Genomic DNA, 14,324 nt, shown 5'->3' with positions numbered 1-14,324 from the left:
CCCTTCTATTTCACGACAGTGCGATGACTGTTTGATGACAGGTCACATTAATCTGCCATCATCTGATCGAGTCGCTTATTTCTTCGCCACCTGCGAGCTCAGGCGCAGGTAGTCGAGCAGGATACGACCGGTTTCGGCCAGGTAGGCATCATCTTCTGGCTTGGCGTCGTCCTTCTCCTCGGGCAGGGCGTCTTCGTCGACCTTCTTCAGTTCCTTGAGCGGCTCTTCGCCCTTGGCCTTGCGTCGGGTGTTCTCCAGCGCCAGTTGCTTGGCCTCGATCTCGTCGTGACGGGTGCGACGGTCTTGCTCGTTGAGGCTGACGGTCTTCTCGTTCATCAGTTTCTGCGTCAGCGCCAGGCGGTCGCGGATGTAGGTGAACTCGGCGTCCTTGACGCTGCGCGCCTCATGTTGCGCCTTGAGCTGGGCCAGGAATGGCTTGAACGGATCAGCTGCCGGTTTGACCACCGGGCGGATGGTGTCCCAGGGCATGGCTTCGGGCAGGGCGCTTTCGCCGATTTCCTTGGTGTCGATGATCGACGGGTAGTCGATGTCCGGCAGTACGCCCTGGTGCTGGGTGCTCTGGCCGGAAACACGGTAGAACTTGGCCAGGGTGAGCTTCAGCTCGCCATGGTTCAGTGGCTGGATGGTCTGCACGGTGCCTTTGCCGAAGGTCTGGCCACCGATGATCAGGGCGCGATGGTAGTCCTGCATGGCGCCGGCGAAGATCTCCGAGGCCGAGGCCGAGAGGCGGTTGACCAGCAGTGCCAGTGGGCCCTTGTAGAAGGCGCCTGGGTTCTCGTCCTCGAGTACGTCGACGCGGCCGTCGCTGTTGCGCACCAATACCGTCGGGCCTTTCTCGATGAACAGGCTGGTCAGTTCGGTGGCTTCCTGGAGCGAGCCGCCGCCGTTGTTGCGCAGGTCGATGACCACGCCGTCGACTTTTTCCTTCTGCAGTTCGGTGAGCAGTTTCTTCACGTCGCGCGTGGTGCTCTTGTAGTCCGGATCGCCAGCGCGGTAGGCCTTGAAGTCGAGGTAGAAGGCCGGGATCTCGATGATGCCGAGCTTGTAGTCACGACCGTCCTGCTTGAGCTTGAGCACCGACTTCTTCGCCGCCTGCTCCTCGAGCTTGACCGCCTCGCGGGTGATCGAAACGATCTTGGTGGTCTGGTCGTTCGGCGCATTGCTCGCCGGGATGATCTCCAGGCGTACCACCGAGCCTTTGGGGCCACGGATCAGCTTGACCACTTCGTCCAGGCGCCAGCCGACCACGTCGACCATTTCCTTGTTGCCCTGGGCGACACCGATGATCTTGTCGGCAGGGGCGACCTGCTTGGTCTTGGCGGCAGGGCCGGCCGGTACCAGGCGTACGATCTTGACCTGGTCGTTATCGCTCTGCAGCACCGCGCCGATGCCTTCGAGCGACAGGCTCATGTTGATGTCGAAGTTTTCGGCGTTGTCTGGCGACAGGTAGTTGGTGTGCGGATCGTAGGACTGGGCGAAGGTGTTGATGTAGGCCTGGAAGATGTCTTCGGCACGGGTCTGGTCCAGGCGCGCCAGTTGATTCTTGTAGCGCTTGGTGAGGGTTTCCTGGATCTGCTTGGGATCCTTGCCGGCCAGCTTCTGGCGCAGCACTTCGTCCTTGACGCGCTTGCGCCACAGGTCGTCGAGCTCGGCCTCGTTCTTCAGCCACGGAGCGTCCTTGCGGTCGACCAGCAGGTCTTCCTTGACGGTGAAGTCGATCTTGTCGACACCCTTGTTCAGTTCGGCCAGGGCGAAGTCCAGACGCGATTTAACACGGTCCAGGTAGCGCTTGTAGATGGTGAAGCCGGGATCGAGGTTGCCGCTCTTGAGGAAGTCGTCGAACTGCGTCTTCCACTTGTCGAATTCGGCGATGTCACTGGCCATGAAATAGCTGCGCGACGGGTCGAGCAGCTTGATGTAGCTGTCATAGATGATGACCGAGCGGGCATCGTCAAGCGGCGGCTTGCTGTAGTGATGGCGCTTGAGCAGCTCCACCACGTTGAGGCTGGCGACGATCTCGTCGCGGTCCGGCTGCAGGCTGTCCCATTTGTTGGCGGCGGCCGCATTGCCACCGAGCGTGAGGCTGCCGAGGCCGACCATGAGGGCGAGGGCGGTGCTGGGAAGGAAATGCTTCATGCTGATTCGACGTGGGGGCAATTGATCACGCATAGTAGGCCGTCTTTTCTGTACGCCGGTTCCATGAAACCGGCTGAATACTGCAAAAAACCCGGGACATGGTGATCCCGGGCTCAGTCATGACTCAACTATGGAGGCACTGTGAAGGCATTGCAAGGCGTTGACGGACATGTAGCCTGGGTCGAAGCCGAACGTCCGGTGTGCGACGCGGGGCAGGTACGCATTCGAGTGGCTGCGGCCGGGTTGAACCGCGCCGACCTGTTGCAGATGAAGGGTTTGTACCCGCCGCCACCCGGCGCCAGCCCTTATATGGGGCTGGAGTGCGCCGGGGTGATCGAGGAGGTGGGTGCGGGGGCAGATTGGCGTGTGGGCGATCGGGTCTGCGCGCTGTTGGCCAGTGGTGCCATGGCCGAGGAAGTGGTCGTGGATGCCCGCCATGTGCTGCCGGTGCCCGAGGGGCTGAGCCTGCACGAGGCAGCCGCGCTGCCCGAGGTGTACGCCACGGCCTGGCTGAATATCTTCCAGCTCGGGGCGGCCAAGGCGGGTGAGAAGGTGCTGGTGCACGCCGGTGCCAGTGGTGTGGGCTCTGCGGCCATCCAGTTGGGCAAGGCGTTTGGTTGCCCGGTATGGGTCAGCGTCGGTTCCCAGGAGCGCCTGGACTACTGCAAGGCACTGGGTGCCGCAGGAGGTGTGGTGCGTAACGAGAACCTCGACGCGCTCAAGGGGTTCGGGCCGTTCGATGTGATCCTCGACCCGGTAGGTGCGAGCTATGGCCCGCTCAACCTGGAGCTGCTGGCCCGCGACGGCCGCTGGGTGATCATCGGCCTGATGAGCGGGCGCAAGTTCGAAGTGGACCTGGCGCTGGTGCTGGGCAAGCGCCTGGAGATCACAGGTTCCACCCTGCGCAATCGTGACGATGGCTTCAAGGCCGAGTTGCTGCGCGACCTGCAGCAGCAGGTGTGGCCGCTGTTCGCCGAAGGGCGGTTGTCGCCACAGTTGGTCGATACCTATCCGGTCGAGTTCGCCCAGGCGGCGTATGCCGAGCTTGAGAGCAACCAGGTGTCCGGCAAGCTGGTGATGGTGATCGACGCTGGCTTGACCTAAGCGGCCCCGGCCTCTTCGCGGGCAAGTCGGGGCGCGAAGAGGCCGGCACAGCGGCGATGGAACTCAGGACCAGCTCAATACAGGCCAGCCATTGGTCTGGGCATGTTCACGCAGCACCGGGTCCGGATTAACGGCAAACGGATGGTCCACTTTCAGTAACAGCGGCAGGTCGTTCCGTGAGTCGGAATAGAAGCTCGCGCCTTCGAGGTTTTCCTGTTCCTGGTCCAGCCACTCCAGCAAGCGGGTAATCTTGCCCTCGCGGTAGGTCAGTACGCCGTGGGTCTTGCCGGTGTACACGCCGTTGACCGCCTCCAGTTCGATGGCCAGGTACTCGTCGACCCCCAGGCGTGCAGCGATCGGCCCGACAAGGTGCGTGCCGGAGGCGGAAATGATAAGGATGCGGTCGCCCTTCTTGCGGTGTTCGGCGATGCATCGGCAGGCATCGCCATAGATGATCGGCTCGATCACATCCTCCACCCAGGGCTCGACCAGGTGTTCGACTTCCTCCAGCGTGCGCCCGGCGATGGGCTCCAGGCTGAAGGCCATGTAGTCCTCCATCTGCAGGTGGCCCTTGCCGTATGCATCCATCAGTTCCTGGTCGCGACGCAGGAATTTCTTGCCGTCCACCCAGCCCAGCCGGGCCATCTGTTCGCTCCACAGCGACGCGCAGTCACCGTGGATCAGGGTTTCGTCCAGATCGAAAATCGCCAGTGCCATTGCTTGAATCTCCTTAAGCCACTTCCCGTAGCGCGGTGGGATCGATCGACAGCGACACCCGCTGTCCGTCGGCGTACAGATCGGCAGACGAGCGATTGAGCACATCCACCACCACCTCCACGCCGCGCGCCTCGACCCGGTAGCGGATCACGTTGCCGAGCAGGCTGTGACTGCGGATCTGGCCGTCCAGTTCACCGTCCAGGCCCAGGCTGATGGACTCGGGACGGATCGCCAGGCGTGCGCTGACCGGGCGCTGCAGCAGGCGGCTGGCGCTGTCGGCGTCGAGCAGGTTGTAGTTGCCGATGAAACCGGCGGCGAACAGGTCGACAGGTGCGGTGTAGAGGGTTTCGGCGTCGCCGCTCTGGACGATGCGCCCCTGGTTCATCAGGACGATGCGGTCCGACATGGTCAGCGCCTCTTCCTGGTCGTGGGTGACGAAGATGGTGGTCAGCCCCAGCTCGCGCTGGATCGCACGGATCTGCTCGCGCAGGTGTTTGCGAATACGCGCATCCAGCGCCGACAGCGGCTCGTCGAGCAGCAGCAGGCGCGGGCGGGTGACCAGCGAACGGGCCAGCGCCACGCGTTGGCACTGTCCGCCCGACAACTGGTGCGGGTAGCGTCCGGCAAAACTGCCCAGCTCCACCATCTCCAGGGCCTCGCGCACACGCGCCTGGCTCTCGTCGGCCTTGACCTTCTGCATGCGCAGGCCAAAGGCGACGTTTTGTTCAACCGTCATGTTGGGGAACAGCGCATAGCTTTGGAACACCATGCCGATCCCGCGCTTCTGCGGGCTGAGTGGCACGATGTCCTGGCCGTCGAGCAGGATGTGGCCACTGTCTACGGGGGTCAGCCCTGCGATGCAGCGCAGCAGGGTGGACTTGCCGCACCCCGAGGGGCCGAGCAGGGTGACGAACTCGCCGCGTTCGATGTTGCAATCGATGTTTTCGAAGACCGGGCTGCCGGCGTAGCTCTTTTGCAGTTTCTGGACACTGACGAAGCTCATCAGGATTTATCCTTGTTCAGGCGGTTGGCGACCCAGGTCAGTACCAGCACGAAGGCGAAATAGGAGATCACCAGTGCGCTGTTGAAGTGGCCGCTGCTGTTGCGCATGTTGTTCAGGTAGACCTGCAGGGTTTCGTAACGGGTGCCGACCAGCAGGTTGGCGAACACGAATTCGCCGAACAGGAAGGAAAACGACAGCAGCAACGCCACCATCAGGCCCTTGCGCAGATTGGGCAGCACCACCAGAAGGGCGGCTTGCCAGGTGCTGGCGCCGAGTAGTTGCGCGGCGTCCATCAGGTCGCGCAGGTTGATCGCCTGCAGGTTGTTGGTGATCGCCCGGTACATGAAGGGCAGGGCGATGGTGAAATAGCAGCCGATCAGGATCCACGGCGTCCCGACCATGGCCATCGGCCCGCTGCCGTACAACTGCAGCAGCCCCACCGAAGACACCACCGGCGGCACCGCGAAGGGCAGCAGGATGAGGATGTTCATCAGCGCGTCGAGCTTGGGGAAGTGGTAATGCACCACGAACAGCAGCGGCAGGATCAGCACCACCGACAGTACCAACGCTCCCACGCAGACGATCAGCGACTGGCCGAAGGCGGCGAGAAATCGCGGCTCGCTCCACAGTTGCACGTACCACTTGAGGGTCAGGCCGCTGGGCAGCAGGCTCGCCGACCAACTGGTAGCCAATGAGTAGAGCAGGGTGCCGACCAGGGGCAACAGCAGGATCAGGAACAGCAGGTACACCACGGCGCGGTGATACCAGCCGCCCTTGTGTGATTCAGCGCGCATGGTAGCTCCTTTTCAGCAGCCATTGATGGACCACCGTCACCAGGGTCATCAGCCCCACCAGCACCATGGCCAGCGCGCTGCCCAGGTTCGGGTCGAGGGTGATGTCGCCGGCCACCAGGGCGGCGATACGGATTGGCAGCACGTTGAAGTTGCCGGTGGTCAGGGCATAGACGGTGGCGTAGGCGCCCAGGGCGTTGGCCAGCAGGATGACGAAGGTGCCCAGCAGTGCCGGGGTCAGCACCGGCAGGCCGATGTGCCGCCAGAACTGCCAGTGGCTGGCACCGAGCAGCGCGGCGGATTCGCGCCAGTCTTCGCGCAGGGCGTCGAAGGCCGGGTAGAGCAGCAGCACGCCCAGCGGAATCTGGAAGTATGTGTAGACGATGATCAGGCCAGTCTTGGAGTAGATACTGAAGTCGCCGAGCAGGCCGATCTCCTTGAGCGCCAGGGTGAGCGCGCCGTTGAAGCCCAGCAGGATGATGAAGGCGAAGGCCAGGGGCACGCCGGCGAAGTTGCTGGTCATGTTGGCGAAGGCACTGACGAAGTCGCGCAGGCGCGAATCGACCTGGCGCAGCGAATAGGCGCCGAGGGTGGCGATGACGATGCCGAACAGGCTCGACCAGAAGCTGATCTCGAGGCTGCGTTCGATGGCCTGCAGGTAGAACTTCGAGGCGAAGATCTTGCTGAAGTTTTCCAGGCCCCAGCCACTTTCGTTTTGCAGGCTGGCGATGGCGACCCAGACCAGCGGGGCGATCTGGAAGATGATGAAGAAAATGGCGAAGGGCAGCAGGCAGAGCAAGGCCAGGTGACGGCCGCGGTGGCTGGAATTCACTTGAGCAACTCCCGGCAGACCGGTTTGTCGTGGGCCGCGCCGAGCAGTTCGCAGATCGTGCCGCACAGCTCGGTCTGCAGGGGCTTGGCGGCGGGGTCGAGGCTGAAGGCGTCGCCGAAGACGAACAGCGGCACCTCGCGTTCCTCGGCCAGCAGGCCATTGTGCGAGCGGTCGTTGTTCATGCCGTGGTCGGCGGTGACCAGTACCTGGTAGCCCTCTTCGAGCCAGAGTGGCAGGTAGTCGGCCAGCAGGATGTCGGCGCTGCGTGCGGCGTTGCGGTACTGGCTGCTGTCCAGGCCGTGGCGGTGGCCGGCATCGTCGATGTTCATCGGGTGCACCAGCAGGAAGTTCGGTGCATGACGGCGGCGCAGGTACTCGGCGTCGGCCAGCAGGTGCGAATCGGGGTAGTGATCGGCGTAGTAAAACAGCCCGTGCTGGATAGGCAGCTTGGGCGCGTGGGTATGGCGGTCGCGGATCGGATCGAAGGGCGAGCGGTTGTACAGTTCGCTCATCCAGTGGTAGGCCGCAGCTGCAGTGCCCAGCCCGGCTTCGCGGGCGTAGTGGAAGACGCTGCGCTGGTTGGACAGGCGATTGACGTTGTTGTGCACGATACCGCTGTCGATCGGCGCGACGCCGGTGAGAATGCACTCGTACAGCGGGCGTGACAGTGACGGCAGTTCGCATTCCACGCGGTACAGCGCGGCGCGGTCGGCCTCGACGTAGGCGTGCAGGTGGCCCATGGCGTGGTGTGCGACCTGGTGGTTGAGTCCGTCGAGCAGGACCAGGATGACGTTGTGTTGCATGTTGGCTCCGCAGAGGAATAGGTCGGTACCGCGTCGTCCTTTTCGCGGTTAAACCCGCTCCCACAGGTATCGCGCAGGCCTGGAAGCTTGTGCTGCACCTGTGGGAGCGGGTTTACCCGTGAAAGGGCCGTGTCAGGCGCTGGAAAACCCCGCCGTCACTCCATCTCGATGATCACCTGCTCCTGCCACTTCTGCGGCAGGGCCTTGGAGGTCTTCTCCCAGGCGTCGGCGTTCTTGATCGGCTGGGCGGCCTGGTACTGCTCGTTGGGCAGCAGCTTGGCCTGCACATCGGCTGGCAGCTTCAGGTGCTCGGCGCGGATCGGGCGGGCGTGTCCGATGGCCAGGTTGGTCTGGCCGGCGTCGCTGAAGATGTATTCGCGGGCAAGCTTGGCGGCGTTCGGGTGCTTGGCGTATTTGTTGATGATGGTGGTGTAGCCGGAAATCACCGAGCCATCGGACGGGATCAGCACTTCGAAGCGCTTCGGATCGATCTGCTCGCGGTAGCTCAGGCCGTTGAAGTCCCAGACCACGCCGACTTCCACCTCACCTTTCTCGAGGGTCTGGATGGTCGGGTTGGCCAGCGACAGGCGCTTCTGCTGGGCCAGCTTGGTGAACAGTTGCAGGCCCGGCTCGATATTGCTTTCGTCGCCCTTGTAGGCGATGGCGGCGGCCAGTACGCCGTTGGCAGCCTGGGCTGCGGTGCCGACGTCACCGATGGCGACCTTGTACTTGCCCTTTTCCAGGTCATGCCAGGTTTTCGGGCGTTCGTCTTCCTTGACCAGCTCCTTGTTGATGATGAAGGCGATGGTGCCGGTATAGGCCAGCGCCCAGTGACCGTCCTTGTCCTTGGCCCACTCCGGCACTTGGTCCCAAGTGCTCGGCTTGTAGGGCTGGGTCACGCCCTTGTTCACGGCGATCGGACCGAAGGCGGCACCGACGTCACCGATGTCGGCACTGGCGTTGTCTTTTTCAGCGTCGAACTTGGCGATTTCCTGCGCCGAGCTCATGTCGGTGTCGCTGTGCTTGAGGCCGTACTTCTTGGCCAGGTCATCCCAGGTGCCTTTCCAGTTGGCCCAGGCATCCGGCATGCCCACGCTGTTGACCATGCCCTCCTTGCGGGCGGCGTCTTCCAGGGCCTTGAGGTCGGTATCGGCGGCCATGGCCGTGGTGCACAGGGCGATGGCCGAGCCCAGCAGTGACGCCATGAAGAACTTTTTCATCCGAAGCTCCTTTGGTGGGTGCCTTGCAATCGTTGTTATGAACGCTGTTGTGAATGCTGTGGTGCAGACCTTGCCGAGAACCTTTGGTCTAGGTCAGCAAACCTTGAGCCAAGGTAGGCCGGTTGCATGACAGTTTGATGTAGGACAGGCCCGTCAGCGGGGAGGCTTGGGCCCTGAAAGCAAAGCGTAGACTAGAACCCGGCCCTTTATTCACGCGGCTTGGCCCGATTCTGGCAATCGTGGTGCAAGGGCTTTGTCACAGGATCTTCATCAGCCGTGCCTAGGCTTGCTCTATTCTCCAGTTGCCCTGTTATGGGGCTGGACTAGTCCAGATAGGTAACCTTTGATGCAATCGACCCCACCGCGGGCGGTAACAGCCATCTGCCATGCGCTGCAGGAACAGATCGAACATGGCCTGCTGGCGCCGGGCGGCAAGCTGCCGGCCGAGCGCAAGCTGAGCGAGGTATTCGACACTACCCGGATCACCTTGCGTGAGGCGCTGGTGCAGCTCGAGGCCCAGGGCCTGATCTACCGCGAAGAGCGCCGCGGCTGGTTCGTCGCCCCCGAACGCCTGACCTACGACCTGATCGAGCGCAGCCACTTCCATGCGATGGTGCGCGACCAGGGGCGGGTTCCGAGCACCGAGCTGCTCTCGGCGCGCTTGCTGCCGGCTTCCGCAGCGATCTGTGCGCGCCTGCGGCTGCCGGCGTTGTCGAGTGTGGTACAGATCTGCCGTTTGCGGCGCATCGATGGGCGCGGTGTGTTGTATGCCGAGCACTACCTCAACCCACGCTATTTCCCGGGGATCCTGGCGCTGGACCTGGCACAGTCGCTGACCGAGATCTATGCCCGCGAATATGGCATCCGCTACGGGCAGGTGTGCTTCGAGATCCTGCCGACTGCGTTGCCGGTGGCGGCGGCCATGGCGCTTAGGGTGTCGGCGGGGAGCCCGGGGTTGCACATTACCCGGGTCAACAGTGACCAGCATGGGCACCTGATCGACTGCGACCTGGAGTATTGGCGGCACGATGCGATTCGTATCCAGGCGCAGGCGGGGTAAGGGGCGCTTTTTGCGGGCTTGCCTGCGAAAGGGCCCTAATTGGCGGAGCCAGACTCAGCCATCGCCCCACCCCCTGCCGTCACCACCTGCACCGACAACCGTGGCGTAGCCAGGTCCAGCCCGGCTTCGTCGAGCTGGCGTTTCAATGCCAGGTTGAAGGCCCGCGACACCTCCCACTGCTTGATCGGCGCGGTCTTGAAGCGTGCGCGCAGGATCGCCGAGCCCGACTCGAAACTCTCGACTCCCTGCAGTTCCAGCGGCGACCAGATGTTGCGGCGCATCAGCGGATCATTGCGCAGCTTCTGTCCCACCTCGCGAATCAGGCTGATCGCCTTGTCGATGCTCATGCTGTGCGGGATGGCGACTCGGAAGATCGCATAGCCGAATTCACGCGAGTAGTTCTTGATGCTCTTGATCTCGCTGAACGGGATGGTGTGGACGATGCCGTCGATGTCGCGCAGGCGCACGGTGCGAATGGTCAGGCCCTCGACCGTGCCCAGGTGGCCGCCGACGTCGACATAGTCGTCGATGGCAAGGCTATCCTCGATGATGATGAACAAGCCGGTGATCAGATCGGCCACCAGCGATTGCGCACCGAAGCCGATAGCCAGGCCGATGACACCGGCACCGGCTAGCAGCGGTGTGACGTTCATGCCCATGTTGGCCAGGGCGACGATCACCGCGATGATGAAAATCGCCACGAACAGTACGTTGCGGATCAGCGGCATCATGGTCTGCGCACGGGCGTTGGCCAGGCCTCGGCGCGAACGCACCAGTGCGTGGTGCACGGCGGTGTCGGCCAGGATCCACACCAGCCAGGCGGCGATCAGGGTGCCTGCCAGGCCCAGCAGGCGCACGCTGACATCATGGCCGTCGCCCTCGGCAAAACCGATCATCGAAAGCCCCCACACGCGCAGGCCCAGCTCGATGAACAGCAACCAGATGCCTAGGTGCACCAGGGCGTAGCCAAAGTTCTTCAGGCGTTCGGTATACACCGCCTGACGTTTGTTGGCGCGCCGAGGTTTGGCGGCGTGGCGGCGCACCAGGCCGTTGAGCACCATGCACACCACCACCAGCACGGTGCACATCAGTGACTGACGCAGGGCGGTGCTGGTGTCGCCGGCAGAGACGAAGGTGGCGAACAGCGAGATCGCCACCAGGATCAAGGCCGGGACGAACCAGAAACTGCCAAGCAGCTCGATGGTGTCGCTGAGTGTGCGCCGGGTCAGGCGTCGCGACAGGGGCTGATTGCGGATCAGGTGCGCAATCGGCCGCCTGAAACGCAGGATGAACAGGCCGGTGCACAGGGCCGCCAGCACGTTGGTCACGGTCGCTATCGCATGGGCCAGGTGTGTGCCCAGTGCAGTGGTCAGGCGTGGATCGCTCATCGCTTCACCGAAGGCGGCGAAGCTGCCGATCAGCCATAACGGACGAAACGCCTGGTGCCGCAGGATATGTAGGGCACGGTGGCGATGTGGGCCGTCGAGCAGAGAGAAGGCAATCACGCAGATCGCCGAAAAGCAGGTGCCGACCACCAGCGCATAGGCCAGGACCATGGCCAGGGATTTGCCCAGCGACGGTGGCAGGGCGAAGCTCAGGTACACGGTGAATACCAGCGCCACCAGCCAGGGCCCGAGCTTGCGCAGGGCGAATCGCACCAGATCCCAGGTCCGTGGGTGTTGGGGCAGTTCCTCGGTCAGCCCGAAGCGGATCCGTACCCGATGGCCGATCCAGTTGAAGGCGTAGGCCAACAGGCTCCACACGGCAATGACCGCAGCGAAGCCGAACAGGATCGCTGGCCACTGGTGCACGGGCACGACCAATGCTGCCAGTTCGGTCTGGGCCTGGTCGATTTCCTGCGACCAGCGCACGAAGGGGCTAGCATCGCCGCTGAACTGCTTTTCCAGGTCGTGCATGGCGTTGCCGATCAGCCCCAGTACGCCCTGTTCCACCGTGGGTTGCGACTGTTTGCTGGCATCGCGCAGTTTCTTCAGGTCGGCCAGCAACTTGGCGCGTTGCTGGTCGTTTTCCAGGCTCTTGATCACCTCGTCCAGTGACTTGTCCAGCGGCTCGGTGGCCTGGGGTTGGGCAGGCGCGCTGCTACCCAGCAAGCCGGGCAGGCCAGCGGCTTGCACCGGAGCGATGAACAGGAAGAGCAGCAGGGTCAGGCAACGGAGAAAGGCGGGCACCGGAAAATCTACCTCAGGTCGATCGATTGCCGGAGTGTAGAGGATTTCTCAGGCGAGTTTCTCGAGGATCTTCCAGCACATGATGCCAAAGATGCCGAGGGTGCCGATCCACATCATCAGTACGCCGACATTGCGCTCGCGCAGGCTGAAGCCGATGGTCAGCAGCATCAGGAAAAGGAACACCGGCACGAACAGGGAGAGGAAGGGTGACATGAACAGAATCCTTCTGTTGTCAGGGGCATGCTTGAAGCATAGCGCGTTGAGGGGCGGAGAATTCGCGGGTAAGCCCGCTCCTGCAGGAACGGTGATGCACCTGTGGGAGCGGGTTTACCCGCGAAAAGGCCTATCTGATATCAGGGCAGTTCGCGGCTGCGATAGAACGCCGTCAGCACCTTCACCAGGTGCGCCAGGTCCTGGCTGCCGCACAGCTCGCGGATCGAGTGCATGGCGAAGGTCGGCAGGCCGATGTCGACGGTACGCACGCCCAGGTGGCTGGCGGTGATCGGGCCGATGGTCGAACCACAACCCATGTCGCTACGCACCACGAAGCTCTGTACAGGTACTTCCTCGGCCATGCACAGGTGGCGGAAATAGCCGGCGGTTTCGCTGTTGGTGGCGTAGCGCTGGTTGTTGTTGACCTTGATTACCGGGCCGGAGTTGAGCTTGGGCCCATGATTGCCGTCATGCTTGTCGGCGTAGTTGGGGTGCACGCCGTGGGCGTTGTCGGCCGACACCAGCAACGAGCGCTGGATGGTGCGCACGTATTCGTCGCCATCGGGCAGCAGGCGTTGCAGGGTCTGCTCGAGCATCGGGCCGTCGGCGCCACAGGCCGAGCAGGAGCCGACCTCTTCGTGATCGGTGCATACCAGCACGCAGGTTTCGTCGCTCTCGGCGGCCAGTAGCGCCTGCAGCCCGGCATAGCACGACAGCAGGTTGTCCAGGCGCGCGCCTGCGATGAAGTCGCCATGCAGGCCGATGACCGCAGCGCTCTGGGTGTCGTAGAAACTCAGCTCATAATCCAGCACCACGTCGGCGATCAGGCCGTGCTCGCGGGCCAGTTGTTCGGTGAGCAGGGCGCGGAAGTCGACACGCTCGTCGCCGGCGACCTGGGCCAGGATGGGCGGCAGCTCGTTCTGCGGGTTGATCGGCCAGCCCTCGTTGGCGGTACGGTTGAGGTGGATGGCCAGGTTGGGAATGATGGCGATCGGCAGCTTGAAGTCGACCAGTTGGCTCTCGACCTTGCCATCGCGGCGGAAGGTGACGCGGCCAGCCAGCGACAGGTCGCGGTCGAACCAGGGGGCGAGCAGGGCACCGCCATAGACTTCGACGCCCAGTTGCAGGAAGCCCTGGCGCTGCAGTTCGGGCTGCGGCTTGACCCGCAGGCACGGGCTGTCGGTGTGCGCGCCGACCATGCGGATTCCGCCGATCAGGGGCGAATGCTTGCCCAGGCGAATGGCGATGATCGAAGAGTCGTTACGGGTGACGTAGTAGCGCCCGCCGGGCACGGTGGCCCAGCTGTCACGCTCGTCCAGACGCTGGTAACCGGCGGCTTCGAGGCGCTTGGCCAGGCTGGCGGTGGCGTGGAAGGGCGTCGGGGAGGCCTTGAGGAAATCGATCAGGCCGGTATTCAGTGCTTCGCGCATAGCTCACTCCAGACAGCAGTGGCGCGAGTTTAGCGTAAATGGTCCGGGATTTGTGCGGGCCTCTTCGCGGGCAAGCCCGCTCCTACGGGCGCCACGCGATCCCTTAGAATGGCGCCGGACACTCGAACTTCAAGCGCTCCCCGGAAACCGGATGAGTAAAGCTCAGCATCGAGGCATGCAGGCACAGCCGCTCATGGGCCGCCAGTGCCTCGGGGTTGGCATACAGGCGGTCGCCCAGCAGCGGGTGCCCGATCGACAGCATGTGCACGCGCAACTGGTGCGAACGGCCGGTGATGGGCGTCAGCTCCACCCGGCAATGGTCGCCGCAGCGCTCCAGTACGCGCCAGAAGGTCAGGGCATGCTTGCCCTGCTCATGGTCGACCACATGGCGTGGCTTGGTGGGCGGGTCGTAGCGCAGCGGCAGGTCGATGCTGCCACTGTCGAGCGTCGGCTGGCCCCAGCACAGTGCGGTATAGGCTTTCTCCGTCTCGCGGTCGTGGAACTGGCGCGACAGCTCGCGGTGACTGTCGGCATCGCGGGCCAGGAGAATGATCCCTGAGGTTTCCCAGTCCAGGCGATGGACGATCAGCGCGTCGGGATAGCCGTTTTCCTGCAGGCGGGTGATCAGGCAGTCCTTGTTGTCCTCGGCACGGCCCGGCACCGACAGCAGCAGGGTCGGCTTGTTGATCACCAGGATGGCGGCGTCTTCGAAGAGGATCTGGATGTTCGACAGCGGCATGTTCAGCGGTTCTCTGTAAAGCACTGTGGGAGCGGGCTTGCCCGCGAAGAAGCCCGGTAAAAGTGC

Annotated in this window: 13 protein-coding genes; 2 read left to right on the top strand and 11 right to left on the bottom strand. The window is 63.3% G+C overall.

The window, feature by feature from the left end:
- Positions 1-75: 75 nt before the first annotated feature.
- The gene (locus tag HU729_RS12060) at positions 76-2,157 is read right to left on the bottom strand and encodes a carboxy terminal-processing peptidase (protein WP_186667070.1); all 2,082 of its coding nucleotides are present in this window, start codon (positions 2,155-2,157) and stop codon (positions 76-78) included.
- A 141-nt stretch (positions 2,158-2,298) separates the two neighbouring features.
- On the opposite strand from HU729_RS12060, the gene HU729_RS12055 reads away from it, so the two are divergent.
- On the top strand, positions 2,299-3,261 hold the full coding sequence (locus tag HU729_RS12055) for a zinc-binding dehydrogenase (protein WP_186710179.1): 963 nt from the start codon (positions 2,299-2,301) through the stop codon (positions 3,259-3,261).
- Between the two features lie 63 nt (positions 3,262-3,324).
- Here the strand turns inward: HU729_RS12055 and HU729_RS12050 are convergent, their stop codons facing one another.
- The 6 genes from HU729_RS12050 to HU729_RS12025 form a co-directional block, all read right to left on the bottom strand.
- Positions 3,325-3,978 carry an HAD family hydrolase gene (locus HU729_RS12050; RefSeq protein WP_186710178.1) on the bottom strand — a complete coding sequence of 218 codons (654 nt, stop codon included), beginning with the start codon at positions 3,976-3,978 and terminating at the stop codon, positions 3,325-3,327.
- Between the two features lie 13 nt (positions 3,979-3,991).
- Positions 3,992-4,981, bottom strand: a complete 990-nt coding sequence (locus HU729_RS12045) for an ABC transporter ATP-binding protein (protein ID WP_186667060.1) — start codon at positions 4,979-4,981, stop codon at positions 3,992-3,994.
- Complete coding sequence (locus HU729_RS12040; RefSeq protein WP_186667058.1) at positions 4,981-5,775, bottom strand: ABC transporter permease; 795 nt, start codon at positions 5,773-5,775, stop codon at positions 4,981-4,983. The genes HU729_RS12045 and HU729_RS12040 overlap by 1 nt, the downstream gene beginning before the upstream one ends.
- Entirely contained in the window at positions 5,765-6,604 is an 840-nt protein-coding gene (locus tag HU729_RS12035; RefSeq protein ID WP_186710177.1) for an ABC transporter permease subunit, read from the bottom strand. The genes HU729_RS12040 and HU729_RS12035 overlap by 11 nt, the downstream gene beginning before the upstream one ends.
- Positions 6,601-7,407, bottom strand: a complete 807-nt coding sequence (locus tag HU729_RS12030) for an alkaline phosphatase family protein (RefSeq protein ID WP_125931639.1) — start codon at positions 7,405-7,407, stop codon at positions 6,601-6,603. The genes HU729_RS12035 and HU729_RS12030 overlap by 4 nt, the downstream gene beginning before the upstream one ends.
- A gap of 155 nt (positions 7,408-7,562) precedes the next feature.
- On the bottom strand, positions 7,563-8,627 hold the full coding sequence (locus HU729_RS12025; RefSeq protein ID WP_186710176.1) for an ABC transporter substrate-binding protein: 1,065 nt from the start codon (positions 8,625-8,627) through the stop codon (positions 7,563-7,565).
- 346 nt (positions 8,628-8,973) lie between these two features.
- On the opposite strand from HU729_RS12025, the gene HU729_RS12020 reads away from it, so the two are divergent.
- Positions 8,974-9,687 (top strand): UTRA domain-containing protein, encoded by a 714-nt coding sequence (locus tag HU729_RS12020; RefSeq protein WP_186667051.1) that lies wholly within the window; start codon positions 8,974-8,976, stop codon positions 9,685-9,687.
- A 35-nt stretch (positions 9,688-9,722) separates the two neighbouring features.
- Here HU729_RS12020 and HU729_RS12015 read toward each other — a convergent pair whose 3' ends face one another.
- The 4 genes from HU729_RS12015 to HU729_RS12000 form a co-directional block, all read right to left on the bottom strand.
- Positions 9,723-11,876, bottom strand: coding sequence for a mechanosensitive ion channel domain-containing protein (locus HU729_RS12015; RefSeq protein ID WP_186667050.1), 2,154 nt, complete (start codon positions 11,874-11,876; stop codon positions 9,723-9,725).
- 48 nt (positions 11,877-11,924) lie between these two features.
- Entirely contained in the window at positions 11,925-12,089 is a 165-nt protein-coding gene (locus tag HU729_RS12010) for a hypothetical protein (RefSeq protein WP_186667048.1), read from the bottom strand.
- 140 nt (positions 12,090-12,229) lie between these two features.
- Positions 12,230-13,519, bottom strand: coding sequence for a M18 family aminopeptidase (locus HU729_RS12005; protein ID WP_054895571.1), 1,290 nt, complete (start codon positions 13,517-13,519; stop codon positions 12,230-12,232).
- A gap of 103 nt (positions 13,520-13,622) precedes the next feature.
- Positions 13,623-14,258, bottom strand: a complete 636-nt coding sequence (locus tag HU729_RS12000; protein ID WP_186710175.1) for an RluA family pseudouridine synthase — start codon at positions 14,256-14,258, stop codon at positions 13,623-13,625.
- Positions 14,259-14,324: the final 66 nt, after the last annotated feature.

The organism is Pseudomonas sp. RW10S2 (assembly GCF_014268985.1).
GTDB lineage: Bacteria > Pseudomonadota > Gammaproteobacteria > Pseudomonadales > Pseudomonadaceae > Aquipseudomonas > Aquipseudomonas wayambapalatensis.
Note: the sequence above shows the minus strand (reverse complement) of the source record. Positions and strands in the feature narration are given on the sequence as shown.

Bases quoted from the DNA above. Each gene is read 5' to 3' on its own strand.
- HU729_RS12060 (WP_186667070.1), bottom strand. From the start codon at position 2,157: ATGAAGCATTTCCTTCCCAGCACCGCCCTCGCCCTCATGGTCGGCCTC.
- HU729_RS12050 (WP_186710178.1), bottom strand. From the start codon at position 3,978: ATGGCACTGGCGATTTTCGATCTGGACGAAACCCTGATCCACGGTGAC.
- HU729_RS12045 (WP_186667060.1), bottom strand. From the start codon at position 4,981: ATGAGCTTCGTCAGTGTCCAGAAACTGCAAAAGAGCTACGCCGGCAGC.
- HU729_RS12040 (WP_186667058.1), bottom strand. From the start codon at position 5,775: ATGCGCGCTGAATCACACAAGGGCGGCTGGTATCACCGCGCCGTGGTG.
- HU729_RS12030 (WP_125931639.1), bottom strand. From the start codon at position 7,407: ATGCAACACAACGTCATCCTGGTCCTGCTCGACGGACTCAACCACCAG.
- HU729_RS12025 (WP_186710176.1), bottom strand. From the start codon at position 8,627: ATGAAAAAGTTCTTCATGGCGTCACTGCTGGGCTCGGCCATCGCCCTG.
- HU729_RS12020 (WP_186667051.1), top strand. From the start codon at position 8,974: ATGCAATCGACCCCACCGCGGGCGGTAACAGCCATCTGCCATGCGCTG.
- HU729_RS12010 (WP_186667048.1), bottom strand. From the start codon at position 12,089: ATGTCACCCTTCCTCTCCCTGTTCGTGCCGGTGTTCCTTTTCCTGATG.
- HU729_RS12005 (WP_054895571.1), bottom strand. From the start codon at position 13,519: ATGCGCGAAGCACTGAATACCGGCCTGATCGATTTCCTCAAGGCCTCC.
- HU729_RS12000 (WP_186710175.1), bottom strand. From the start codon at position 14,258: ATGCCGCTGTCGAACATCCAGATCCTCTTCGAAGACGCCGCCATCCTG.